The organism is Blastococcus sp. TF02A-30 (assembly GCF_003319185.1).
Taxonomy (GTDB): domain Bacteria; phylum Actinomycetota; class Actinomycetes; order Mycobacteriales; family Geodermatophilaceae; genus Blastococcus.
Map to the genome: position 1 here is coordinate 22578 of NZ_QOHJ01000005.1, position 22111 is coordinate 44688.

General features: G+C 74.9%; 22 protein-coding genes and 1 pseudogene. 6 read left to right on the forward strand and 17 right to left on the reverse strand.

Annotated features, from left to right (window positions below):
- Positions 1-4: 4 nt before the first annotated feature.
- From ispG to dxr, 3 genes are all read right to left on the reverse strand, one after another.
- Entirely contained in the window at positions 5-1165 is a 1161-nt protein-coding gene (gene ispG / locus DQ241_RS11940; RefSeq protein WP_113830447.1) for a flavodoxin-dependent (E)-4-hydroxy-3-methylbut-2-enyl-diphosphate synthase, read from the reverse strand.
- Positions 1166-1229: 64 nt separating this feature from the next.
- On the reverse strand, positions 1230-2597 hold the full coding sequence (locus DQ241_RS11945; protein WP_370444379.1) for an RIP metalloprotease: 1368 nt from the start codon (positions 2595-2597) through the stop codon (positions 1230-1232).
- A 1-nt stretch (position 2598) separates the two neighbouring features.
- Positions 2599-3795, reverse strand: coding sequence for a 1-deoxy-D-xylulose-5-phosphate reductoisomerase (dxr, locus tag DQ241_RS11950; protein ID WP_113830448.1), 1197 nt, complete (start codon positions 3793-3795; stop codon positions 2599-2601).
- An 85-nt stretch (positions 3796-3880) separates the two neighbouring features.
- Between dxr and DQ241_RS11955 the strand changes: the two genes are divergently transcribed.
- Both DQ241_RS11955 and DQ241_RS11960 read left to right on the forward strand, forming a co-directional pair.
- On the forward strand, positions 3881-4207 hold the full coding sequence (locus DQ241_RS11955) for a DUF2631 domain-containing protein (protein WP_233492388.1): 327 nt from the start codon (positions 3881-3883) through the stop codon (positions 4205-4207).
- 179 nt (positions 4208-4386) lie between these two features.
- Entirely contained in the window at positions 4387-5520 is a 1134-nt protein-coding gene (locus DQ241_RS11960; RefSeq protein WP_113830450.1) for a hypothetical protein, read from the forward strand.
- Here DQ241_RS11960 and DQ241_RS11965 read toward each other — a convergent pair.
- The gene (locus DQ241_RS11965) at positions 5440-6159 is read right to left on the reverse strand and encodes a VIT1/CCC1 transporter family protein (protein ID WP_113830451.1); all 720 of its coding nucleotides are present in this window, start codon (positions 6157-6159) and stop codon (positions 5440-5442) included. The two genes, DQ241_RS11960 and DQ241_RS11965, sit on opposite strands and share 81 nt — an antisense overlap.
- Positions 6156-7343: a 23S rRNA (adenine(2503)-C(2))-methyltransferase RlmN gene (gene rlmN, locus DQ241_RS11970; RefSeq protein WP_113830768.1), complete on the reverse strand. Its 1188-nt coding sequence runs from the start codon at positions 7341-7343 to the stop codon at positions 6156-6158. Before rlmN ends, DQ241_RS11965 begins: the two co-directional genes overlap by 4 nt.
- 96 nt (positions 7344-7439) lie before the next feature.
- On the opposite strand from rlmN, the gene DQ241_RS11975 reads away from it, so the two are divergent.
- Both DQ241_RS11975 and DQ241_RS11980 read left to right on the forward strand, forming a co-directional pair.
- Positions 7440-8207 (forward strand): polyphosphate kinase 2 family protein, encoded by a 768-nt coding sequence (locus tag DQ241_RS11975; RefSeq protein ID WP_113830452.1) that lies wholly within the window; start codon positions 7440-7442, stop codon positions 8205-8207.
- Complete coding sequence (locus DQ241_RS11980; RefSeq protein ID WP_233492389.1) at positions 8204-9094, forward strand: alpha/beta fold hydrolase; 891 nt, start codon at positions 8204-8206, stop codon at positions 9092-9094. The genes DQ241_RS11975 and DQ241_RS11980 overlap by 4 nt, the downstream gene beginning before the upstream one ends.
- On the opposite strand, the gene DQ241_RS11985 is transcribed toward DQ241_RS11980, so the two are convergent.
- Entirely contained in the window at positions 9091-9735 is a 645-nt protein-coding gene (locus DQ241_RS11985; protein ID WP_113830454.1) for an RNA methyltransferase, read from the reverse strand. The two genes, DQ241_RS11980 and DQ241_RS11985, sit on opposite strands and share 4 nt — an antisense overlap.
- An 83-nt stretch (positions 9736-9818) precedes the next feature.
- Here DQ241_RS11985 and DQ241_RS11990 point away from each other — a divergent pair, with 83 nt between their 5' ends.
- Positions 9819-10916 (forward strand): DUF952 domain-containing protein, encoded by a 1098-nt coding sequence (locus DQ241_RS11990; protein WP_113830455.1) that lies wholly within the window; start codon positions 9819-9821, stop codon positions 10914-10916.
- Here DQ241_RS11990 and DQ241_RS11995 read toward each other — a convergent pair.
- The 5 genes from DQ241_RS11995 to rpsB form a co-directional block, all read right to left on the reverse strand.
- Positions 10913-12016 (reverse strand): phosphatidate cytidylyltransferase, encoded by a 1104-nt coding sequence (locus tag DQ241_RS11995; RefSeq protein ID WP_113830456.1) that lies wholly within the window; start codon positions 12014-12016, stop codon positions 10913-10915. The genes DQ241_RS11990 and DQ241_RS11995 overlap by 4 nt on opposite strands.
- A 23-nt stretch (positions 12017-12039) precedes the next feature.
- Positions 12040-12597, reverse strand: a complete 558-nt coding sequence (gene frr / locus DQ241_RS12000; protein WP_113830457.1) for a ribosome recycling factor — start codon at positions 12595-12597, stop codon at positions 12040-12042.
- 74 nt (positions 12598-12671) lie between these two features.
- Positions 12672-13421: a UMP kinase gene (gene pyrH / locus DQ241_RS12005; protein WP_233492432.1), complete on the reverse strand. Its 750-nt coding sequence runs from the start codon at positions 13419-13421 to the stop codon at positions 12672-12674.
- Positions 13422-13603: 182 nt separating this feature from the next.
- The gene (tsf, locus tag DQ241_RS12010) at positions 13604-14419 is read right to left on the reverse strand and encodes a translation elongation factor Ts (protein WP_113830459.1); all 816 of its coding nucleotides are present in this window, start codon (positions 14417-14419) and stop codon (positions 13604-13606) included.
- A gap of 95 nt (positions 14420-14514) precedes the next feature.
- Positions 14515-15456 (reverse strand): 30S ribosomal protein S2, encoded by a 942-nt coding sequence (gene rpsB / locus DQ241_RS12015; protein WP_113830460.1) that lies wholly within the window; start codon positions 15454-15456, stop codon positions 14515-14517.
- Between the two features lie 300 nt (positions 15457-15756).
- Here rpsB and DQ241_RS12020 point away from each other — a divergent pair.
- Positions 15757-16206, forward strand: a pseudogene (locus DQ241_RS12020) (M23 family metallopeptidase); the annotation flags it as partial.
- Positions 16207-16267: 61 nt separating this feature from the next.
- Here the strand turns inward: DQ241_RS12020 and DQ241_RS12025 are convergent.
- From DQ241_RS12025 to DQ241_RS12050, 6 genes are all read right to left on the reverse strand, one after another.
- Positions 16268-17044 carry a class I SAM-dependent methyltransferase gene (locus DQ241_RS12025; protein WP_113830461.1) on the reverse strand — a complete coding sequence of 259 codons (777 nt, stop codon included), beginning with the start codon at positions 17042-17044 and terminating at the stop codon, positions 16268-16270.
- 14 nt (positions 17045-17058) lie between these two features.
- Complete coding sequence (gene whiG, locus DQ241_RS12030) at positions 17059-17859, reverse strand: RNA polymerase sigma factor WhiG (RefSeq protein WP_113830462.1); 801 nt, start codon at positions 17857-17859, stop codon at positions 17059-17061.
- Between the two features lie 91 nt (positions 17860-17950).
- Complete coding sequence (locus DQ241_RS12035; RefSeq protein ID WP_113830463.1) at positions 17951-18886, reverse strand: tyrosine recombinase XerC; 936 nt, start codon at positions 18884-18886, stop codon at positions 17951-17953.
- 31 nt (positions 18887-18917) lie between these two features.
- Positions 18918-20165, reverse strand: coding sequence for a DNA-processing protein DprA (gene dprA / locus DQ241_RS12040; protein WP_199584460.1), 1248 nt, complete (start codon positions 20163-20165; stop codon positions 18918-18920).
- Positions 20162-21682, reverse strand: a complete 1521-nt coding sequence (locus DQ241_RS12045) for a YifB family Mg chelatase-like AAA ATPase (RefSeq protein WP_113830464.1) — start codon at positions 21680-21682, stop codon at positions 20162-20164. Before DQ241_RS12045 ends, dprA begins: the two co-directional genes overlap by 4 nt.
- Positions 21679-22035, reverse strand: a complete 357-nt coding sequence (locus tag DQ241_RS12050) for a YraN family protein (RefSeq protein WP_113830465.1) — start codon at positions 22033-22035, stop codon at positions 21679-21681. The genes DQ241_RS12045 and DQ241_RS12050 overlap by 4 nt, the downstream gene beginning before the upstream one ends.
- Positions 22036-22111 lie beyond the last annotated feature (76 nt).

Here is a 22111-nt window from a genome sequence, read left to right on the forward strand (position 1 = left end):
ACGGTCAGCTGACGGTGACCACGGGCGGGCCGGACGGCGTGCCGGCGTCCACCTGCTCCCCGGCGATGCGCATGGCCTCCTCGATCAGCGTCTCGACGATCTGCGACTCCGGCACGGTCTTCACGACCTCGCCCTTGACGAAGATCTGCCCCTTGCCGTTGCCGGAGGCCACGCCCAGGTCGGCCTCGCGGGCCTCACCCGGGCCGTTCACGACGCAGCCCATGACCGCCACGCGCAGCGGCACCTCCATGCCCTCCAGGCCGGCGGTGACCTCGTTGGCCAGCTTGTAGACGTCGACCTGCGCGCGGCCGCAGGACGGGCAGCTGACGATCTCCAGGCCACGCTGCTTGAGGTTCAGCGACTCCAGGATCTGGTTGCCGACCTTGACCTCCTCGGCCGGCGGCGCGGACAGCGAGACGCGGATGGTGTCGCCGATGCCCTGGGACAGCAGGGCGCCGAAGGCGACGGCGGACTTGATCGTGCCCTGGAACGCCGGGCCGGCCTCGGTGACGCCGAGGTGGAGCGGGTAGTCGCACTGCGCGGCCAGCAGCTCGTAGGCGCGGACCATGACCACCGGGTCGTTGTGCTTGACCGAGATCTTGATGTCGCGGAAGTCGTGCTCCTCGAACAGCGAGCACTCCCAGAGCGCGGACTCGACCAGCGCCTCCGGGGTGGCCTTGCCGTACTTGGCCAGCAGCCGCTTGTCCAGGGAACCGGCGTTGACGCCGATGCGGATCGGGATGCCGGCGTCCTTGGCCGCCTTGGCGATCTCCCCGACCTTGTCGTCGAACTTCTTGATGTTGCCCGGGTTCACGCGGACGGCGGCGCAGCCGGCGTCGATCGCGGCGAACACGTACCGCGGCTGGAAGTGGATGTCGGCGATGACCGGGATCTGCGACTTCTTCGCGATGATCGGCAGCGCCTCGGCGTCGTCGGTGTCGGGCACCGCGACCCGCACGATCTGGCAGCCGGAGGCGGTCAGCTCGGCGATCTGCTGCAGCGTCGCGTTGATGTCGGCGGTCTTGGTGGTGCACATGGACTGCACGCTCACCGGGAAGTCGCTGCCGACGCCGACACCGCCCACGTCGAGCTGGCGGGTCTTGCGCCGGGGCGCGAGCACGGGAGGGGGCGCAGCGGGCATGCCGAGACCGACGGGGATGGCCATGCGCCCAGTATCCCCCGCCGCGTCCGGCGCGCCGCGGACACGGCTGTGACCTGCGCCCGGCCGGTCAGCCCAGCGTGATCGGGTTGACCAGGTCGGCGACGACGAGCAGCAGCGACAGCGCGAGGAACAGGCCGGCGACGGCGTAGGCCACCGGCATCAGCCGGGCGATGTCGAAGGGGCCCGGGTCCGGGCGTCCGCGCAGGCGGGCGACCGTGGCCCGGGCCTTCTCGTACAGCGCGCCGGCGATGTGCCCGCCGTCGAGCGGGTAGATCGGCAGCAGGTTGAACAGGAACAGCACCAGGTTGACGCTGGCCAGCAGGCTGAGGAAGAAGCTCAGCTTCTCCATGCCGGACAGCTGCTCCAGCGCGAACGCCTCACCGGAGATGCGGCCGACGCCGACGACGCCGATCGGCCCGTTCACGTCGCGCTCCTCGCCGAGGAAGGCGGCCCGGAACAGCTGCGGGATCTTCTCCGGGATCTCGACCAGCCGCTGCACGGAGTTGGTCACGATCATCCCGAAGTAGCCGGGCACGTCCGCTACGTCCTGGCGGGCCAGGGTGCCCAGCGGGCTGATCCCGAGGTAGCCCGCGGTCGTCGTCTCGTCGCTGCCGGCCTCGGTGTAGACCGTGTTGGCGATCGGGGTGACGGTCAGCTCCCGCCGCTCGCCGTCCCGCTCGATGACCAGGTCGAGCGGCTCGCCCGGGCTGCTGCGGATCGCGTCCTGGACCGTGGTCCACGAGGAGTAGTCGGTCGGCTCGACCGGGGTGCCGCCGATGGCCACGATCGTGTCGCCGGGGCGCAGCCCCGCCTCGGCCGCCGGGCTGCGCTGGGGCAGCGCGCACCCCTCGGCGCCGGCGGTGCACTCCTCGCCCGCCGCGGTGATCGGCACGGCGCACGGGTCCTCGGCCCCGGCCGTGGCCGCCCCGGCCGGCAGGACGCAGGCCGGGACGGTGCGGATCTGGGTGCTGAGCACGCTGGTGCCGACGGCGGTCAGCACGATCGCGAAGAAGACGACGGCCAGCACCAGGTTGTGGAAGGGGCCGGCGAACATCACGATGACCCGCTGCCACCAGGGCTTCTTCCAGAACACCCGGTCGGCGTCGGTGGGCAGCACGTCGTCCTGCGCCTGGCCGCGCACCTCGGCGATGAAGCTGCGCATGCGGGTCGCGCGCTTGCTCTCGCCCTCCTCGGCCGGCGGGATCATGCCGACGATGCGGATGTAGCCGCCGAGCGGCACGGCCTTGATGCCGTACTCGGTCTCGCCGCGGGTGCGGGAGAGGACCGTCGGCCCGAAGCCGACCATGAACTGCGGGACGCGCATGCCGAACTTCCGCGCCCAGTAGAAGTGACCGGCCTCGTGGAAGCCGATCGAGAACAGCAGCCCGACGGCGAAGGCGACGATCCCCAGGACCGTCAGGAGGATCCCGCTCAGCTCAGCCTCCGGCGATGACTCCCCGGGCGTGCTCCCGGGCCCACTTCTCGGCGGCGAGGACGTCCTCGACGCTGGTGGGGGCACCGAGGTCCGGCGCCTCGTCGAGGGTACGCGCGACGAGCTGGACGATCCCTGGGAACGAGAGCCGACCCGCCGTGAACGCGGCGACGGCCTCCTCGTTGGCGGCGTTGTAGAGCGCGGGGACCACGCCCCCCGCCTCCCCCGCGGCCCGGGCCAGGCGGACGGCCGGGAACGCGTCGGAGTCCAGCGGCAGGAACTCCCACGTGCTCGCCGTCGACCAGTCCAGCGCCGGCTGGACGTGCGGCAGCCGGTCGGGCCACGCCAGCCCGAGGGCGATCGGCAGCCGCATGTCCGGCGGGCTGGCCTGCGCCAGCGTGGCCCCGTCGCTGAAGGTCACCATCGAGTGCACGATCGACTGCGGGTGGACGACGACGTCGATGTCGGCGTACGGGACGCCGAAGAGCAGGTGCGCCTCGATCAGCTCCAGCCCCTTGTTCACGAGCGTGGCCGAGTTGATGGTGACGACCGGCCCCATGTCCCAGGTGGGGTGCGCCAGCGCCTCGGCGACGGTGACCCCCTCGAGCTCCGCGGCCGACCGGCCCCGGAACGGGCCGCCGCTGGCGGTGAGCACGAGCCGGGCGACCTCGTCGCGGGCGCCCCCGCGGAGGCACTGCGCCAGGGCCGAGTGCTCGGAGTCGACGGGCACCAGCTGGCCAGGGGCGGCAGCGGCGAGCACCAGGCCACCCCCGGCGATGAGCGACTCCTTGTTCGCCAGCGCCACGGTGCGCCCGGCATGCAGCGCCGACAGCGTGGGGCCCAGGCCGATCGAGCCGGTGATGCCGTTGAGGACGACGTCGGCCGGCCGGGCGGCCAGCTCCTCGGCGGCGCGCGGACCGGCCAGGATCTCCGGCAGCGCGTACTCGCCCTTGGACCAGCCGCGCTGCGAGGCGGCGGCGTAGAAGGCCAGCTGCAGGTCCTGGGCGGCGGTGGCCCGGGCGACGGCGACGGTGCGCACGCCGAGCGAGAGCGCCTGCTCGGCGAGCGTGGCGACGTTCCCCCCGCCCGCGGCCAGGCCCGTGATGCGCAGCCGGTCGGGGTTCTGCATGGCGACCTCGATCGCCTGCCGGCCGATGGACCCGGTGGAACCGAGGACCGTCACCTCGCGCTGCGTCGTCACGGCTGCATCCTCCCCGACGGCGCGGCGCGCCGGTCCAGGGGAACCTCGCCGGGTGCCGGCCGGGGGCAGCTGTCAGAATGCGGGCGTGAGCGAATCGACCCACCACAGCCGGGCCGCGCTGGACAACCCCGCGACGTCCCGGGTCAGCCAGCCCGGCCGCGAGGAAGCCGTCGTCCGCGCCGGCGAGCACCCCGTCACGCACGAGGAGCCGGCCGACTGGGGCTGGCACGCCGAGACCGGGAAGAAGGGCCGGATCGCCGCCTGGGTGGCGGTGCTGATCATGCTCTCCTACCTGATCGGCAACCACGAGGGGCGCGTCGAGGACCTGTGGGTCGTCGGCACCGCGGCCGTGATGGTGCTGATCCTGGTGTGGGACATCTTCCGGCGGAAGAACGCCTGGCGCAGCCGCTGACGCGGCTCCCCTGACGACCGGAAGGCCGGCTCCCCGCGCGGGGGCCGGCCTTCCGCCGTTCGGGGGACATCGGGGGGAACGCGCAGTTCCCGGGCCCGCGGGTGCTTGGCCGGGAACGGCGCGGACCGTACCGTTCCGCCGAGCTCGGGCGCGCCGGGCCGTGCGCCCGACGGAGTCCGATGCCCCGCCTGCTCGCCACCCTGACCACCGCGGCCGTCGCGGTGCTGCTCCTGCCGGCGCCGGTCGCCCAGGCGGCGCCCGCTCCGGTCGTCTCCCCCTCGACGGTGCCGCGCGGCGGGTCCTTCACCGTGTCGGGGACCGGCTGCTGGGATCCCGAGCACGACCCGTACACCGAGGGGCGCCGGGCCTGGTACGTCGTGGTCACCGCAGCACCGGCGGGCGCCACGTCCTACCACTCCGCCGACGGCTACGCCCAGACCGACGAGTGGCACGACGGCAACTGGTCGACGGGCCTGCGCCTGGTCGACGCAGCCGGCCCCGGCACCTACGTCGTGCGCGCGCGGTGCTCCCTGGGCGACGTCGAGTTCGACTACCCGGCGGTGGCCCTGACCGTCGTCGGGGCGCCCGACCCGCCGCAGTGGTGGGAGCCGGGCGGCAGCGGACCGCCGGGTCAGCCGAAGGGCCCGTCGGCAGCGGCCCCGCCGGCAGCTCCCGCACCGCCGGCCACCGGTGCGCCCCGGGCGCCGGCACCCCCTCCCGCCGGGGCCGCTCCCGGCGCACCGGCTCCCGCTACCGGTGCCCCGAGCAGCGCGACCGCGACCGGCGCCGCGCCCGGCTGCGCCGACTGCGCACGGCTGCCCGGCGGCCGGTTCGCGCCCGGCGACGCGCTCCGCCTCGCCTACACCGGGTTCCGGTCCGGCGAGCAGGTGACGGTCGTCCTCCGCTCGGCACCGGTGACCCTCGGGACGTTCACCGCGGACGGTACGGGCACGGTGACCGCCGACGTCACGCTGCCGGCCGACGCCGAGACCGGGTCGCACACCCTCACGTTCTCGGGCGCGACCAGCGGTGATCTCGTCGTCCTGCCGTTGGAGCTGGCCGCCGCTGCCGCGGCGGCGTCGTCGTCCGCGCCCGCGGTGGCAGCGAGGTCGGCGCGCCCAGGGTCGGCCGCGCTGCTGATCACCGGCGCGGCGGCTGCCGCCCTGCTCCTCACCGGCGCCGGCCTGGCGGTCGTGGACCGGCGCCGGACGGCCCGCCGTCGTACCGCCGTGTCAGGCGACGCTGACGCCGATCGCGGCACCCACGAGGTACGTGATCCCGGCGGCGGCCGCGCCGAAGACCAGCTGGCGTAGCCCGGCGTACCACCACGGCCGGGGCGTGAAGCGGGAGCTGATCGCCCCGGCCGCGAACAGGCCCGCGCCGCCGCAGAGCAGCGCCACCCACAGCAGGGAGCCGCCGAGCAGGAACGGCAGCAGCGGGATCACCGCGCCGGTGCCGAACGTCAGGAAGGAGGAGACCGCCGCGACCCACGGCGACGGCTTGTCCTCCGGGTTGAGGCCGAGCTCGGCGACGACGTGCAGCCGCAGCGCGATCTCCGGGTCCTCCGAGAGCTGCACGGCCACCTTGCGGGCCAGCCGGTCGTCGACCCCGCGGGCGCGGAGCATCTCCACGAGCTCGGCCAGCTCGCCCTCGGGGTTGCGCTGGAGCTCGCGCCGCTCCTTGTCGACCTCCAGGTCGAGCTGCTCGTTCTGCGTCTTCACCGACGTGTACTCGCCGAGCGCCATCGAGATCGCGCCCGCGACGAGGCTGGCCACGCCGGAGAGCACGATGGCCCGCGACGAGGCGCCGCCCCCACCGACGCCGGCGACCAGGGCGGTGTTGGTGACCAGCCCGTCCATCGCGCCGAAGACGGCGGCCCGCAGCCAGCCGCCGGAGACGTCGGCGTGGGTGTGCTCGTGCGCCTCGGCGTCGGACGGGGCGCCGGCGCTCACTCCTGGTCCGCCTCGGCGCCGAGCGCGACCGGGGGCTCGACCGGCTCGGCCGACGGCGTGGCGACGGCGACGCTCGGGACCCCGTCGACCTGGTCGGCGGCGGCCAGCTGCCCGCAGGCGCCGTCGATGTCCTGGCCCCGGGTGTCCCGCACCGTCGTCGGGACCCCGGCGGCGCGCAGCCGAGCCACGAACTCGCGCTGGGCGGGCAGCGGGCTGGCGTCCCACTTGCTGCCCGGCGTCGGGTTGAGCGGGATCAGGTTGACGTGCGCGAGCCGGCCGGCGAGGAGCTTGCCGAGGAGGTCGGCGCGGAACGGCTGGTCGTTGACGTCGCGGATGAGCGCGTACTCGATGGAGTAGCGGCGCCCGGTCCTCGTCGCGTAGGCGTCGGCGGCCTCGACCACCTCGCCGACCTTCCAGCGGGTGTTGATCGGCACCAGGGTGTCGCGCAGCTCGTCGTCGGGGGCGTGCAGGCTGACCGCGAGGGTGACGTTGCGGCCCTCATCCGTGAGCCGCCGGATCGCCGGCACGAGGCCCACCGTCGACACGGTGACCGAGCGCTGCGACAGCCCGAGCCCGTGCGGCGCGGGGGTGAGCAGGGCGTCGAGGGTCTTGCGCACGCGGGCGTAGTTGGCCAGCGGCTCCCCCATGCCCATGAAGACGACGTTGGACAGCCGGCCCGGGCCACCCGGGATCTCCCCGTTCGCCATCGCGGCGGCCGCGGCGACGGCCTGGCCGATGATCTCGGCGGCGGACAGGTTGCGGGTCAGCCCCTGCTGGCCGGTCGCGCAGAACGGGCAGGCCATGCCGCAGCCGGCCTGGCTGGAGATGCAGACGGTGGCCCGGTCCGGGTAGCGCATGAGCACGCTCTCGACCAGGGCGCCGTCGTGCAGCCGCCACAGCGTCTTCCGGGTGCGCCCGCCGTCGGCCTCCTGGTGCCGCACCGGCGTGAGCAGGCCCGGGAGCAGCGCCTCGGTGAGCGTCTCGCGCACCGCGGCCGGCACGTCGGTCATCTGCGCGGGGTCGGTGACGCCGCGGTAGTAGTGCCGCGCCAGCTGGTCGGCCCGGAACGCCGGCTGCCCCAGCTCGGCGACCGCCGCGCGGGCCTCCTCGCGGGTGAGGTCGGCGAGGTGGCGCGGCGGCTTGCCGCGGCGGGGGGCGTCGAAGACGAGGGGCAGGGCAGTCATGGCGTCGTCCATGGTCCCACTCCCCCGCCGCTCCCGGGGCCGGCCGAGAGGGAACTCACCAGGGCGGGCGAGGGCGCGGGCTGGCAGGGTCGGGGCATGAGCCGGCTCGCCGACGTCGACCTGTCCCTGCGCCTGGGCAAGAAGGAGGGCAAGACCCAGCTCGCCGCGGCGCAGCAGCGGCTGGTGCACCTGCGGTTGCTGCTGGGCGGCCAGCTCGGCTCCGGGGAGCTCGGGCCGCCGCTGTGCGTGCTGATCGAGGGCTGGGACGCCTCGGGCAAGGGCGGGGCGATCAAGCGGCTGGTCGGCGAGCTGGACCTGCGGCACGTGCGGGTGGCCCAGTTCTCCGCGCCCACGCCCGACGAGAAGCGGCACCACTTCATGTGGCGGTTCTGGCCGGTGCTGCCGGGCTGGGGCGGGATGGCCGTCCTCGACCGCACCTGGTACGGCCGGGTGCTCGTGGAGCGGGTGGAGGGGTTCGCGCCGGAGGAGGCGTGGCGGCGGGCCTACGACGAGATCGTCGACCTCGAGACGACGCTCGCCGCCGAGGGCATGGTCCTGGTCAAGCTGTGGCTGCACCTGTCGCCCGAGGAGCAGCTGCGCCGGTTCGAGGCCCGGCGGGACGACCCCTACAAGGCCTGGAAGCTGACGGACGAGGACTGGCGCAACCGCGGGAAGCGCCCCGAGTACACCGCGGCGGTCGAGGAGATGCTCGCCCGCACCGACTCCCCGGCCGCGCCGTGGCACCTGGTCGCCGCGGAGGACAAGCGGTGGGCGCGGGTGGACGTCGTCCGCACCGTCTGCGCGGCGGTCGAGCAGGCGCTGCGCGCCCGCGGCATCGACCCCGACGCACCGCTGCACCGATGACTTCCCGGGACGGCGCCGGTCAGGACGGCATGACCACGACGCTGTCGCTCCCCGTCCCGGGCGCCACCCTCGCCTACGACGTCCGCGGTCCGGTGCCGGCCGCGGACGGGCGGCCGCCGCTGCTGATGATCGCCCAGCCGATGGACGCCACCGGCTTCGGCACGCTCGCCGGGCTCTTCCCCGACCGCACGGTGGTCACCTACGACCCGCGGGGGCTGGGCCGCAGCACGCGCACCGACGGGCGGACCGACCACGACCCCGTCCGGCAGGCCGAGGACCTGCACCTGCTGGTCGAGGCGCTCGGCGCCGGGCCGGTCGACGTGCTGGCCAGCAGCGGCGGCGCGGTGACCGGGCTGGCGTGGGTGGCCGCGCACCCCGGCGACGTGCGCACCCTGGTGGCGCACGAGCCGCCGGTCCTGTCGGTCCTGCCGGACGCCGAGCGGGCCTTCGCCGCCGAGCGGCAGGTGCAGCTGACCTACGAGAAGAGCGGCTGGGGCGCGGGCATGGCCGCGTTCATCGCGCTCACCTCGTGGCAGGGCGAGCTCCCCGACGAGCTGCCCCTCCCGGACCCGGCAGCGTTCGGGCTGCCCACCGAGGACGACGGCTCCCGACGGGATCCGCTGCTCTCCGGCGTCTCGAACGCGGTCACCGCCTACCGCCCGGACGCCGATGCGCTCCGGGCGGCACCCACCCGCGTCGTGATCGCCGCCGGGATCGAGTCGAGGGGCACGCTGACCTGGCGCACCGCCGAGGCGACCGCGCGGCTGCTGGGCTCGGAGCTGGCCGTCTTCCCCAGCCACCACGGCGGCTTCATGGGCGGCGAGTTCGGCCTCCCCGGCCAGCCGGAGGCGTTCGCGGCGCGCCTGCGCGAGGTGCTCGCCGGCTAGGCGGAGGGGCCGGCGTGCTGCCGGATCCAGGCGTGCATCGCGATGCCGGCGGCGACCCCCACGTTGATCGACCGGGTGGAGCCGAACTGGGCGATGGAGACGGTGAGGTCCGCGCCGTCCCGGGCCGGCTCGGTGAGCCCGGGACCTTCCTGCCCGAACAGCAGCACGCACCGCTCGGGCAGGTCGGCGGTCTCCAGCGGGACGGCGCCGGGGTGGTTGTCGACGGCGACGACCGGGATGCCCTCCCCGCGGGCCCAGCCGAGCAGCCCGTCGACGTCGGCGTGGTGGCGCAGGTGCTGGTAGCGGTCGGTGACCATCGCGCCGCGCCGGTTCCACCGCCGCCGCCCCACGACGTGCACCTCCGCGGCGAGGAAGGCGTTGGCGGTGCGCACGACCGTGCCGATGTTCAGGTCGTGGCCGAAGTTCTCGATGGCCACGTGGAAGGGGTGCCGGCGGCCGTCGAGGTCGGCCACGATCGCCTCGACCGTCCAGTAGCGGTAGCGGTCGACGACGTTGCGCCGGTCGCCGTGCTCGAGGAGCTCCCGGTCGTAGCGGGGGTCGTCGGGCCACGGGCCCTCCCAGGGGCCGACGCCGACCGTCGTCCCCCAGTCGGTGGGGCCGGGCAGCACGTCGTCGGTCACCCCGGCAGGATCGCAGGGTGTCGACAAGCACTTCCCGGCCGCGTCCCGGGTCCCGCCCTGAGCGTGCGAAGGGTGGGGAGGACGTGCTCCTCCACCTCCTCGAGCCGGCCGGCTGGCGCGCGGCGCTGGCCACCGGCGCGCTGCGACCGCCCTCGCTGGCCGAGGTCGGCTTCGTGCACCTCTCCACGCCGGAGCAGGTGCACCTCCCGGCACAGGCCCTGTTCCCGGGCCGCCGCGACCTCGCGCTGCTGGTCGTCGACCCGGCGCGGCTGGCCGATCCGGTGCGTTTCGAACCGGGCCGACCCGACGACCCGGACGGCATGCTCTTCCCGCACCTCTACGGCGCGCTGCCGACGAACGCGGTCGTCGCCGTCCTCCCCTACCGGCCGCCGCTCGGGCCGCTGCCCGCGCCCGGCGACCACCTCGCCCGGGCAGTGGCCCTGTGCACGTCGGTGCCGGTGCGCCGGGCGGTCGGCGTGGGCGACGTCCCCGGTGGCGTCGCGGTGCTCGACCCCGACGTCGCCGCCTCGCAGGACAACAACCGGCTGCTGCTCACCGCACCGGTCGACGCCGCGGCCGTGGCGGCCGCGGCAGAGGAGGTCGGCGGCAACGCCGGCTGGCCGCACCGCGCGGCGCTGCTGGCCTGGCCGGGCGCCGGGGACGTCGCCGCGGAGCTCGGGCGGCTCGGCTGGGACGTCCAGGAGCTGGTGCTCATGGCCCGCTCCCCCGCCGACCCGCCCGCCGTCGCGACGGACCGCGTCGAGGTCGTGGAGCAGACCGCCGTGCACGACCTGTGGGAGCGCTCCTGGCGCCGCGACCTCGCCGGCCTGGGCGAGCGGCTGGACGCCGTCGTGGCCCAGCTGATCGCCCGCGAGGAGCTCAACGACCGGGTCGTCGCGGTGACCGACCTCGTGGCGCGCGAGCAGGGCCGCGTCGTGGCCGCCGCGCAGCTGCGGGTCGACGGCGCGACGGCCGCGGTGGAGTCGGTGCTGACCGACCCCGGGGCCCGAGGGCGGGGGCACGCCGACGCGCTGCTGGCCCGCGCGCTCGAGCTGGCCGCGGGCGCCGGCTGCGACCTGGTGGTGCTCGAGGCGGCGGCCGACGACTGGCCGCGCCGCTGGTACGCCCGCCGCGGGTTCGCCGAGCTCGGCCGCACCTGGTCGGTCAGCCGGCAGCCCTAGACCGGGGCGAGCACCGACAGCAGCAGGTAGGCCACCGCGGCCGAGGGCAGCAACGAGTCCAGCCGGTCCATGATCCCGCCGTGGCCGGGCAGCAGGTTGCCCATGTCCTTGATGCCCAGGTCGCGCTTGATGAGCGACTCGGCGAGGTCGCCGAGGGTGGCCGACGCGGCCAGCGCCACCCCGAACAGGACCCCGCCCCACCACGCCACGTGGAAGGTGAGGGTGAAGACGAGGACGCCGACCAGCACGCAGGCGGCCACCGACCCGGCGAACCCCTCCCAGGACTTCTTCGGGCTGATCGAGGGCGCCATCGGGTGCTTGCCGAACAGGACACCGGCCGCGTAGCCGCCGACGTCGCTGCACACCACCGTGCCGATGAACACCAGCACCCGGGCGACGCCGTCGTCGGCCTCGAGCAGCAGGACGGCGAAGCCCGCCAGCAACGGCACGTAGAGGGCGACCAGCACGCCGGCGGAGGCGTCGCGCAGGTACCCGGCCGGCCCGTCCGCCAGCCGCCACAGCAGGACGGCGAGGACGGTCAGCAGGAAACCGGTGATCAGGCCGGTCGGCCCGCGCGACCACGCCAGCGAGAGCATCGCCAGCACACCGACCAGCAGCGGGACCAGCGGGGCGCGGAAGCCGCCGGCCTTGAGCGCCCGGGTCAGCTCGACCACCGCGACGAGCATCGCCGCGATGATCACGCCGAGGAACGAGGGGCGCCAGATGAACAGCGTCGCGAGGATCAGCGCGCCGAGGCCCGCACCGACACCGATGGCCGCGCCGAGGTCACGCCCGGCCCGACCGGGCTGCTTCACCGGCTTCTCCGTCTCCGGCAGCTCGTCGACGGGCACCGCGTCGTCGGGCACGACGGCCGGGACCTCGGTCGTCTCGTCGGGGACGACGGCAGGGACCTCCGCCGTCGCGTCGGCGGCCGGCTCCGGTGCGCGGGCGGCGAGCGGTGGCAGGGGCGGCACGGGCCGCGAACGGTGCACCGGGCCGGTGTCATCGCCCGGGCCGGCCTCGGCGCGGGTGCCGGCCCGGGAGAAGGGCTGGGCACCCGGCCGCAGGGCGCCGGGGCGGTCGGCGGGGGTGGGGGTCATGGCGGACGGGCCGTCGGGGTGGGTCAGACCTCGAGCAGCTCGGCTTCCTTGTTCTTCATCGCCTCGTCGACCTGGGTCACGTGCTGCTCGGTGAGGTGGTCGAGCTCCTTCTCCGCGCGGCGCACGTCGTCCTCACCGGCCTCGCCGTCCCTCGCGATGCGGTCGAGCTCTTCCTTGGCGCGGCGGCGGATGTTGCGGATCGCGACCTTGGCGTCCTCGCCCTTGCTCCGCGCCTGCTTGACCAGGTCGCGGCGGCGCTCCTCGGTCAGCTGGGGGAAGACCACGCGCAGGATCGTGCCGTCGTTGGTCGGGTTGACGCCGAGGTCGCTGTCGCGGATGGCCTTCTCGATGGCCTGCAGCTGCCCGGTGTCGTAGGGCTTGATGACCGCCATGCGGGCCTCGGGCACGGTGATCGACGCCATCTGCGGCACCGGGGTGTAGGCGCCGTAGTAGTCGACCATGATCTTGTTGAACATCGACGGAGCGGCCCGGCCGGTGCGCACCGCGCCGAGGTCCTCCCGGGCGACGGACAGCGCCTTGTCCATGCGCTCCTCGGCGTCGAGCAGGGTGTCGTCGATCACGGGTCTTCCCTCCATCGGCGGCGGGCCCTCGCCCGCCGTCGTCCTCGTCTCTCGTGCCGGCAGCGCCGGCCGGGTCAGGCCGGCTGGCTGATCAGCGTGCCGATCCTCTCACCTGCGGCCGCCCGCGCGATGTTGCCGTCGCGCAGCAGGTTGAACACCACGATCGGCATGCGGTTGTCCATGGCCAGGCTGATCGCCGTCGCGTCGGCGACCTTCAGCTGCTTGGCCAGCACCGTGCCGTAGTCCAGGTCGTCGTACATGACCGCGTCGGGGTTCGTGCGCGGGTCGTCGTCGTACACGCCGTCGACGCCGTTCTTGGCCATGAGCAGCACCTGGCAGCCGATCTCCAGCGCGCGCTGGGCGGCGACCGTGTCGGTGGAGAAGTACGGCATGCCCGCACCGGCGCCGAAGATGACCAGCCGGTCCTTCTCCATGTGCCGGACGGCCTTGCGCGGGATGTAGGGCTCGGCGACCTGCCCCATGGTGATCGCGGTCTGCACCCGGGTCTCCAGGCCGACCTGCTCGCAGAAGGCCTGGAGGGCCAGCGCGTTCATGACGGTGCCCAGCATGCCCATGTAGTCGGCCTGCCGGCGGTCCATGCCCGCCACGGCCAGCTCGGCGCCGCGGAAGAAGTTGCCCCCGCCGACGACGACGGCGACCTGCGTGCCGCCGTGGACGACCTGCTTGAGCTGCTCGGCGATGCTCCGGACGACGTCGGAGTCGACGCCGACCTTGCCGCCGCCGAACGCCTCGCCGGAGAGCTTGAGCAGCACGCGCTTGTAGCCGTGCCCGTCCGCCGGCTCGAATGCGGTCGGCGCGGACAGCGGTGCGGTGGTCTCGGTCAACGGCTCATCCTCGTGTCGTCGTCTGTTCGCTGGGATCCTGCCGCACGGACGAACGGCCCCGCTCCCGGAAGGGAGCGGGGCCGCCGCAACGTGCTGGAACGGCCCCCCTTGCAGGGCCCCACCGCGAGCGTGCGAGCGATGGGGGGCAAGGGGGTCCTTCGTCAGGCCTGGCCGACCTCGAAGCGGGCGAACCGCTCCACGGTCAGGCCGGCCTCGTCGACGATCTGCTTGACCGTGCGCTTGGGCTCGGTGATCGACGGCTGCTCGAGCAGGACGAAGTCCTTGAAGTAGGCGTTGACCCGACCCTCGACGATCTTGGTGATCGCCTGCTCGGGCTTGCCCTCCTCCTTGGCGGTCTGCTCGGCGACCCGGCGCTCGGTCTCGACGGCCTCGGCCGGGACCTCGTCGCGGGTGAGGTAGCGCGGCCGCGCGGCGGCGATGTGCATCGCCAGGCTGCGGGCGGCGTCCTCGGAACCACCGCTGTACTGCACCGCGACACCGATGGCCGGGGGCAGGTCGGTGGCCCGCTTGTGCAGGTAGGTGGCGGTGGTGCCCTCGAAGGCGACGAAGCGCGACAGCACGAGCTTCTCGCCGATGCGGGCCGACTCGCCCTCGACCAGCGCGGCGACGGTCTGGCCGTCGACCTCGGTGGCCAGGAGCGCCTCGGCGTCGGCCGGCTTGCCCTGCAGGCCGATCTCGAGCAGGCGCTCGGCCAGCTTGATGAAGTCGGCGTTCTTGGCGACGAAGTCGGTCTCGCAGTCGAGCTCGAGCAGGGCGCCGTCCTTGCTGACGACGATGCCGTTGGTCGTCGAGCGCTCGAGGCGCTTGCCGACGTCCTTGGCGCCCTTGACGCGCAGGATCTCGACGGCCTTGTCGTAGTCGCCGTCGGCCTCGGTGAGCGCCTTCTTGCAGTCCATCATGCCGGCGCCGGTGGCGTCGCGGAGACGCTTGACGTCGGCTGCGGTGAAGTCAGCCATGTCTCTCTTCCCTGAAGTGTCTGGTCCCTGCGGCTCGGGACGGCCCCGTCCAGAGGCTCGTCCCGAGCTCGCGAGGGATGAGGAGGACGGGGTCCTTACGCGTTCTGGGCGCCCTGAGTGCCGGTCTCGGTGCTACCGGTGGCGGGCACGCCCTCGACCGGGGCGACCTCGTTCGCGGTGACGGTCGGGGCCTCGGCCGGGGTCTCCGGCAGCGGGGTGGCGGTGTCGGCGGCCGGGGCGGCAGCGGCGTCGCCACCGGTCAGGAGCTCGCGCTCCCAGTCGGCCAGCGGCTCACCGGCGGCGACGGCCGGCTCGGCGCCGTCCTCGCGACCGGCGTTGGCCTGCGCGGCCGAGCGGGCCATGAGGCCCTCGGCGACGGCGTCGGCGATCACGCGGGTCAGCACGGTGATGCTGCGGATCGCGTCGTCGTTGCCCGGGATCTTGTAGTCGACCTCGTCCGGGTCGCAGTTGGTGTCGAGGATCGCGACGACCGGGATGTTCAGCTTGCGGGCCTCGCCGACGGCGATGTGCTCCTTCTTGGTGTCCACGATCCAGATGGCGCTGGGCACCTTCTGCATGTCGCGGATACCGCCGAGGGAGCGGTCCAGCTTGGCCTTCTCCCGGCTGAGGACCAGCTGCTCCTTCTTGGACAGGGAGACCAGCACGCCGGTCTGCTCCATGTCCTCGATCTCCTTGAGGCGCTGGAGACGCTTGTGCACGGTCTGGAAGTTGGTGAGCATGCCGCCCAGCCAGCGCTGGTTCACGTAGGGCATGCCGACGCGCTGCGCCTGCTCGGCGACGACCTCCTGTGCCTGGCGCTTGGTGCCGACGAACAGGATCGAGCCACCGTGCGCGACCGTCTGCTTGACGAACTCGTAGGCGTTGTCGATGTACCCGAGCGTCTGCTGCAGGTCGATGATGTAGATGCCGTTGCGCTCGGTGAAGATGAAGCGCTTCATCTTCGGGTTCCAGCGACGGGTCTGGTGCCCGAAGTGGACGCCGCTGTCGAGCAGCTGCTTCATGCTGACGACTGCCATGGCCGCACAGCCTTTCTTCTGCGCGCGACCGGATCCGGCCGCGCTCCTCGGTTGACGCGGGCACCGGGTGGTGCGCCGCCCTGGTGTCCTGACCGCGCCACTCCCCCGGTACGGGACCGGGACCGAGGTGGCGACTGCCCCGCCGATCGGCGGGAAGAGGACACGCGAAGTCGACCCGAATGCTCGGGCCGCACCGGACAGCATACGCGACGCCGACGGGGCCTCTCCCCAGCCGTCCGGGCCGTCCACAGATGGGCTCCGGCGACCCCGGCGGCCCGCTGCCCCGGCCAGTCTCGCCGCATGCGCACGGCCGTCGTCACCCTCGTCCTCGCCGTGGCGGTCGCCCTCGCCCCGGTGGCGGCGGAGGCGGTCCCGTCGCCTGCTCCCGCGCCGGTCCCGGCCGCGGCCTGGACCGCCCCGGTGGGCGGTGACCTCCGGGTCGGCCGGCCCTTCGAGCCGCCGCCGCACCCGTACGGGGCCGGGCACCGCGGCGTGGACCTGGTGGCCGCGCCGGGGACCCCGGTCCTCGCCGCCGGTGACGGCGTGGTGGCGTTCGCCGGGATGGTCGCCGGGCGGCCCGTGGTCAGCGTCGACCACGACGGCCTGCGGACGACGTACGAGCCGGTCCGGCCGTCGGTCGGTGCCGGCACGCCGGTCACCCGGGGCTCGCCGCTCGGCGCGCTGCTGGCCGGCCACCCCGGCTGCCCGGCGCCGGCCTGCCTGCACTGGGGTGCGCGCCGCGGGGAGGTCTACCTGGACCCGATGGCCCTGCTCCGCCCGCCCCGGGTGCGCCTGCTGCCGTGGGAGGAGGTCACGCCGGCCGGTGCGCGGTCCAGAGGGTCCACCGGTCGGACTCCTCGAGCGACCCCTCGGGCAGCCGGTCGCGCAGTGCGTCGACCAGGTGCCGCAGCTCGGCGTCGTCGAGGTCGTGCAGGATCGACCGCCCGGTGCGCGCCGCGATCTCGGCGAGGTAGTCCTCGCGGTCGGCGTAGCGCCGACGGACCTCCCACAGCGGCGTCGTCCGCAGCTCGGCGAAGCCGGCGGCCGCCAGGGCCGATTCCAGCGCCGCGGGCTCGGGACGACGACGGTTCTCGACGTCGAGCAGCCGGGGGAACACCTCGAAGAACCAGCCACGTGGGTGCGTGGACGTCCCCGGCCGGGCCACGTCGTCGGCCGTGCGGTCCTGGATCAGGACGGTGCCCCCGGGTTTCAGCAGGCGGAACGCCTCGGCCGCGACCGCCGGCAGGTCGGGCGTGTGGTGCACCAGCGCCCGCTCGAACACGACGTCGGCGCAGCCGTCGGGCAGACCCGTCGCCGTCGCGTCCCCGTGCACGAACTCGACCCCCGGGAGCGCGCCGTGCGCCTGGCGCGCGGACCCCAGGATCGGCTCGCTGGAGTCCACGCCGACGACACGGGCCGCGCCGAGCTCCTGCCAGGCCCGGGTGTAGGTGCCGCCACCGCACCCGATGTCCACGACGACGGCGCCGACCGGGTCGACCAGCGCCGTGACCGCGTTCCGCCAGGAGGCGTCAGCCGCGCGACCGGAGTAGGTGGCGCGGTTGGCCGGGTCACCGAAGTCGATGGCCACGCCCGGACGACCGCTCAGGCGATGTCGGCGAGCTTCGTGCGCAGGTGGAGGACGGCCTTGGTGTGCAGCTGGCAGATCCGGCTCTCGGTGACGCCGAGGACCCGGCCGATGTCGGCCAACGTGAGCCCCTCGAAGTAGTAGAGGGAGACGACGACCTTCTCGCGCTCGGGCAGCTGCTCGACGGCGCGGGCCAGCAGCTGGCGGGCCTCGCCGTGCTCGGCCATGGCCTGCGGGTCCAGCGCGGTGGAGTCCTTGAGCGTGTCGACCAGCCGCGGCGCGCCACCGTCGTCGTCGGTGAGCAGCTCGTCGAGCGCGACGACGTTGACCAGGGACAGTTGGCCGAGGAACTTGCGGATCTCCTCGACGTCCATGTCCATCGCCTCGGCGACCTCTTCGTCGCTGGGCGTGCGCTGCAGCCTGCTCTCCAGCTCGGCGACGGTGCGCTCGAACTGGCGGGCCTTCATGCGCACCGACCGCGGGATCCAGTCGGTGTTGCGCAGCTCGTCGATGATCGCGCCGCGGATGCGGGCCATCGCGTAGCTCTCGAACTTGACCTCGCGGGTGGGCTCGAAGCGGGTGATCGCGTCGATCAGCCCGAAGGTGCCGTAGGAGACCAGGTCGGCCTGCTCCACGTGCGCGGGCAGGCCGCTGCCCACCCGGCCGGCGACGTACTTCACGAGCGGCGCGTAGTGCAGGATCAGCCGGTCCCGCAGGGCGGGGGCGCGGTCGGCCACGTACTCGGCCCAGAGCTCGGCGACGTAGGCGTCGGTGTCCTCGCCGGACTCGTCGATGCGGTGGATCGTGGCCTCAGGCACCGTGGCCCTCCTCGCTGCTGCTCCGGGCTCGCGCCCCGTGGTCCTGCCCGTCGGCGGCTGCCCTGTGTCGTACCAGCACTCGGCCGTCTCCTCAGGCTCGTGGGTGCGCTTGCGCGTGCACGGCCCGGAGCCTCTCGACCGTCACGTGCGTGTAGATCTGCGTCGTCGCGAGGCTAGCGTGGCCCAGCAGCTCCTGAACGGAGCGGAGGTCCGCGCCGCCCTCCAGCACGTGCGTCGCCGCCGAGTGCCGCAGCCCGTGCGGGCCGATGTCGGGTGCCCCGGGTGCCGCGCGCACGGCTGCGTGCACGATCCTGCGGGCCTCGCGGGCATCCAGCCGTCGACCGCGCACTCCCAGGAGGAGCGCCGGGCCCGAGTCGCCGGTGGCCAGCGCCGGGCGCCCCCGGGTGAGCCAGGCGTCGATCGCAGACTCGGCCGGCACCCCGTAGGGGACGCTGCGCTCCTTGCGCCCCTTGCCCAGCACCCGGAGCAGCCGGCGGCCCCGGTCGACGTCGTCGACGTCGAGCCCGACGAGCTCGCTGACCCGGATGCCGCTGGCGTACAGCAGCTCCAGGACGACGGCGTCGCGCAGCCCCGCCGGCTCCTCCGCCCCGGCCGCCGACTCGACCACCGCGCGGGCCTGCTCGGGCGCCAGGACGTCGGGCAGCGTCTTGTGCGCCTTGGGGCTGACCAGCCGCTGGCCGACGTCCTCCGGGGTCAGGCCGGCGCGGCGCAGCCAGCCGGTGAACGACCGGGCGGAGGCCGCGTGCCGCGCGGTGGTGGCGCGGCTGTGCCCCGTGGTCCGACCCTGGGCCAGCCAGCTGCGCAACGCCGGCAGATCGAGCTCGTGCACCTGCCTGCCCCCGCGCCGGGCCAGGTGGTCGAGCAGCCGCACCGCGTCGGTGACGTAACCGCGCACGGTGTGCTCGGAGAGGTCGCGCTGGGCGCGCAGGTGCTCCTCGTAGCCGGCGAGCGCCTCGGCCAGCGCCGGGGGGAGCCCGGCCCGCACCTCCGCCGTCCCCGTCGCCACGGGGGAACCGTCCGACGGCGATCCGCAACCGTCAAGACGCCGCGCCGGATCCCCGTCGCTGCGGAGTCAGCCGCCAGCCGGTGCCCGTCCACTCCACCAGCCCGGCCACCTCGAGCGCCGGCAGCACGCGCAGCACGTCGAGGACGTCGCAGCCGGCCACGGCGGCCAGCCGCTCCGGCGGCACCCCGGTGCGCACCGGGCAGGCGTCGAGCACCCGCACCGCCACGTCGGACAGCCCGTCCCGCGGGGTGACCGGCCGCGCCTCCGGCTCCGCGAGGTCACCGATGCCGCCCACCTCCTCGATCACGTGCGCGGCGGAGGTGACCAGCCGGGCACCGCCCTCCTTCTCCCGGAGCAGCTCGTGGCAGCCGACGGACATGGCGCTGGTGACCGGTCCCGGCACGACCATCACCGCCCGGCCGAGCTCGCGCGCCCGGTTCGCCGTCGCCTGGGCTCCGGAGCGCGCCGCCGCCTCGACCACCACGGTGCCGCGGGTCAGCGCGGCGATCAGCCGGTTGCGCACGAGGAAGCGGTGCCGCAGCGGGGCGCACCCGGGGGGCCACTCGCTGACCAGCAACCCGGACTCGGCGATGCGGTGGAACAGCGCTCCGTGCGCCGCGGGGTAGGGGCGGTCGACCCCGCAGGACAGCACCGCCACCGTGGGCGCGTCCGCCGCCAGCGCCCCGCGGTGCGCCGCGCCGTCGATGCCGAACGCTCCCCCGGACACGACCGTCCACCCGCGCTCGCCCAGCTGGTGCCCCAGCTCCGCGGCGACGTGCTCGCCGTAGGCGGTGGAAGCCCGCGAGCCGACGATCGCCACGGACCGGTCCACGAGCTCGTCGAGCCGCCCGCCGCCGCGGACCCACAGCGCGAGCGGCGGCACCAGCGCGCGGGTGCGGTCGGTCTGGTCCCGCGGCACGACCGGCTCCCCGGCGACGCCCAGCGTGAGCGCGTGCAGCGCGAGGCCGGGCCACTCGTCGTCCTCGGGGACCACGAGCCGCCCGTCGCACCGTTGCGCCCGCTGCAGGTCCGCGAGGGTTGCGTCCTGCTCCGCCCGGGCGCCGACCAGGGACCGGATGCGGTCCGGGGCCGAGCCTGCGCGCAGCCGGCGGACCGCCTCGACCGGACCCAGGTCGTCGACGTAGCGCCAGACGTCGACGGTGCTGGGTTCGGCGGCCCGGCTCAGCCAGGCACGGGCCCGGCGGACTCCCGGGTGCACCTCCCCGGCGCCCCACGGCGTCGCGACGGCGTCCTCCAGGTCCTCCTCGAGCGACGTCACGCCGCAACCCGCTGCAGCCGCAGGCCGAGCGCCTCGGCGACGTCGTCGGCGACGGGCACCGCGCGCCCGGCCAGGTCGGCCATGGTCCACGCGACCCGCTGCACCCGGTCGAAGCCGCGCACCGACAGCGCGCCGCGCTCCAGCGCGCGTTCGGCCAGCCGGAGCGCGGAGCGCGGCACGGCGAACCGCCCGCGCAGCAGCCGGCCGGGCACCTGGCTGTTGAGCGCCAGCCCGGTGCCGGCCAGCCGTTCAGCCGCAGCGGCCCGGGCCGCGCGCACGCGCGCCGCCACGGCCGCCGTCGGCTCCGGCTCCCCCAGCCCGTCGAGCCACGCCGCCCGGGTGACCGGCGGCAGGTCGACGCGCAGGTCGATCCGGTCGAGCAGCGGCCCCGACAGCCGGGACTGGTAGCGCCGCCGTTCCAGGGCGCTGCAGGTGCACGCGGGGTCGCCCGCGGCCCCGGCGCACGGGCACGGGTTGGCCGCCAGCACGAGCTGCGCCCGGCACGGGAAGGTGGCCGCCCCCGAGGCGCGGGAGATGGTCACCTCGCCGCGCTCCAGCGGCTGGCGCAGCGTGTCCAGCACCGCGCGGGGGAACTCCGGCGCCTCGTCCAGGAACAGCACCCCGCGGTGGGCCCGGCACAGCGCTCCCGGCCGGATCTGCCCGGACCCACCGCCCACCAGCGCGGCCATGGTGGCCGAGTGGTGCGGGGCCTCGAACGGCGGCCGGCTGAGCAGCGGGGCCTCGGAGGCGAGCGTGCCGGCGATCGAGTGGATCGCGGTGACCTCCAGCGCGGCCTGCTCGTCCAGCGGCGGGAGCAGCCCCGGCAGCCGCTCGGCGAGCATCGTCTTGCCGGCACCGGGCGGCCCGGCCAGGAACAGGTGGTGCCCTCCGGCGGCGGCGACCTCGACCGCCCGGCGGCCCACGGCCTGCCCGACGACGTCCGACAGGTCAGCGGCCGGCGCCGGCTCCGGCAGCGCTCCGCGCACGTGCGCCGGGAGCACGGTCCGCCCGGACAGGTGCGCGACCAGCTGCCCCAGCGAGGCGACCGCCAGCACCTCGACGCCCGCGACCAGCGCGGCCTCGTCGGCGTTGGCGGCCGGCACGACGACCTGCCGGTGGCCGGCCTCCGCCGCGGCGAGCACGGCCGGCAGCACCCCGCGGATCGGGCGCACCGATCCGTCGAGCCCCAGCTCCCCGAGCAGCACCAGCCGCTGGATCGCCGCGCCGGGCACCGTGCCGGCCGCGGCCAGCACCGCCGCGGCCAGCGCCAGGTCGAAGCCGCTCCCCTGCTTGGGCATCGACGCCGGGGACAGCCCGATGGTGATGCGGCGGTTGGGGAACTCACCGCCCGCGTTGGCCACGGCGGCGCGCACCCGGTCCACCGACTGGCGGACCACCGCATCGGGCAGCCCGACCAGGGCGACCCCGGGCAGCCCCTGAGCGATGTCCAGCTCCACCTCGACGAGCGCACCGCGCACGCCGACCAGGCCGACCGACCAGGTCCGGGCGAGCGTCACGAGAACGCCGCCCGCAGGTGCGTGACCTGCGCCGGGCCCTCGCGGCGCACGAGCACGCCCACGACGTCGAACCTGATCTCCGGGGCGTGCTCGTCGTGCGCGGCCAGCCAGCGCTGCGCCAGCACCCGGATCCGGCGCTGCTTGGCCGGGGTGACGGCCTCGACGGGTGCGCCGTAGCCGAGCCCGCGCCGGGTCTTCACCTCGCAGAAGACCAGCGCGTCGTGCTCGCGGGCGACGACGTCGAGCTCGCCCTCCCGGCAGCGCCAGTTCCGGTCGAGCACGCGCAGGCCGGCGTCGGTCAGGTAGGCGACGGCGATGCGCTCGCCGTGGTCGCCGAGTCGTGGAGTAGGCACGTCCCGACCCTCGGGCCGCGAGGACGCCGGCGGGGTGGCCGGGCCGGATCTGTGGACGGGGGCGTGTCTGTGGACG

Bases quoted from the DNA above. Each gene is read 5' to 3' on its own strand.
- rpsB (WP_113830460.1), bottom strand. From the start codon at position 15,456: ATGGCAGTCGTCAGCATGAAGCAGCTGCTCGACAGCGGCGTCCACTTC.
- DQ241_RS11975 (WP_113830452.1), top strand. From the start codon at position 7,440: ATGAGCCGGCTCGCCGACGTCGACCTGTCCCTGCGCCTGGGCAAGAAG.
- tsf (WP_113830459.1), bottom strand. From the start codon at position 14,419: ATGGCTGACTTCACCGCAGCCGACGTCAAGCGTCTCCGCGACGCCACC.
- DQ241_RS11980 (WP_233492389.1), top strand. From the start codon at position 8,204: ATGACTTCCCGGGACGGCGCCGGTCAGGACGGCATGACCACGACGCTG.
- DQ241_RS11995 (WP_113830456.1), bottom strand. From the start codon at position 12,016: ATGACCCCCACCCCCGCCGACCGCCCCGGCGCCCTGCGGCCGGGTGCC.
- DQ241_RS11960 (WP_113830450.1), top strand. From the start codon at position 4,387: ATGCCCCGCCTGCTCGCCACCCTGACCACCGCGGCCGTCGCGGTGCTG.
- ispG (WP_113830447.1), bottom strand. From the start codon at position 1,165: ATGGCCATCCCCGTCGGTCTCGGCATGCCCGCTGCGCCCCCTCCCGTG.
- rlmN (WP_113830768.1), bottom strand. From the start codon at position 7,343: ATGACTGCCCTGCCCCTCGTCTTCGACGCCCCCCGCCGCGGCAAGCCG.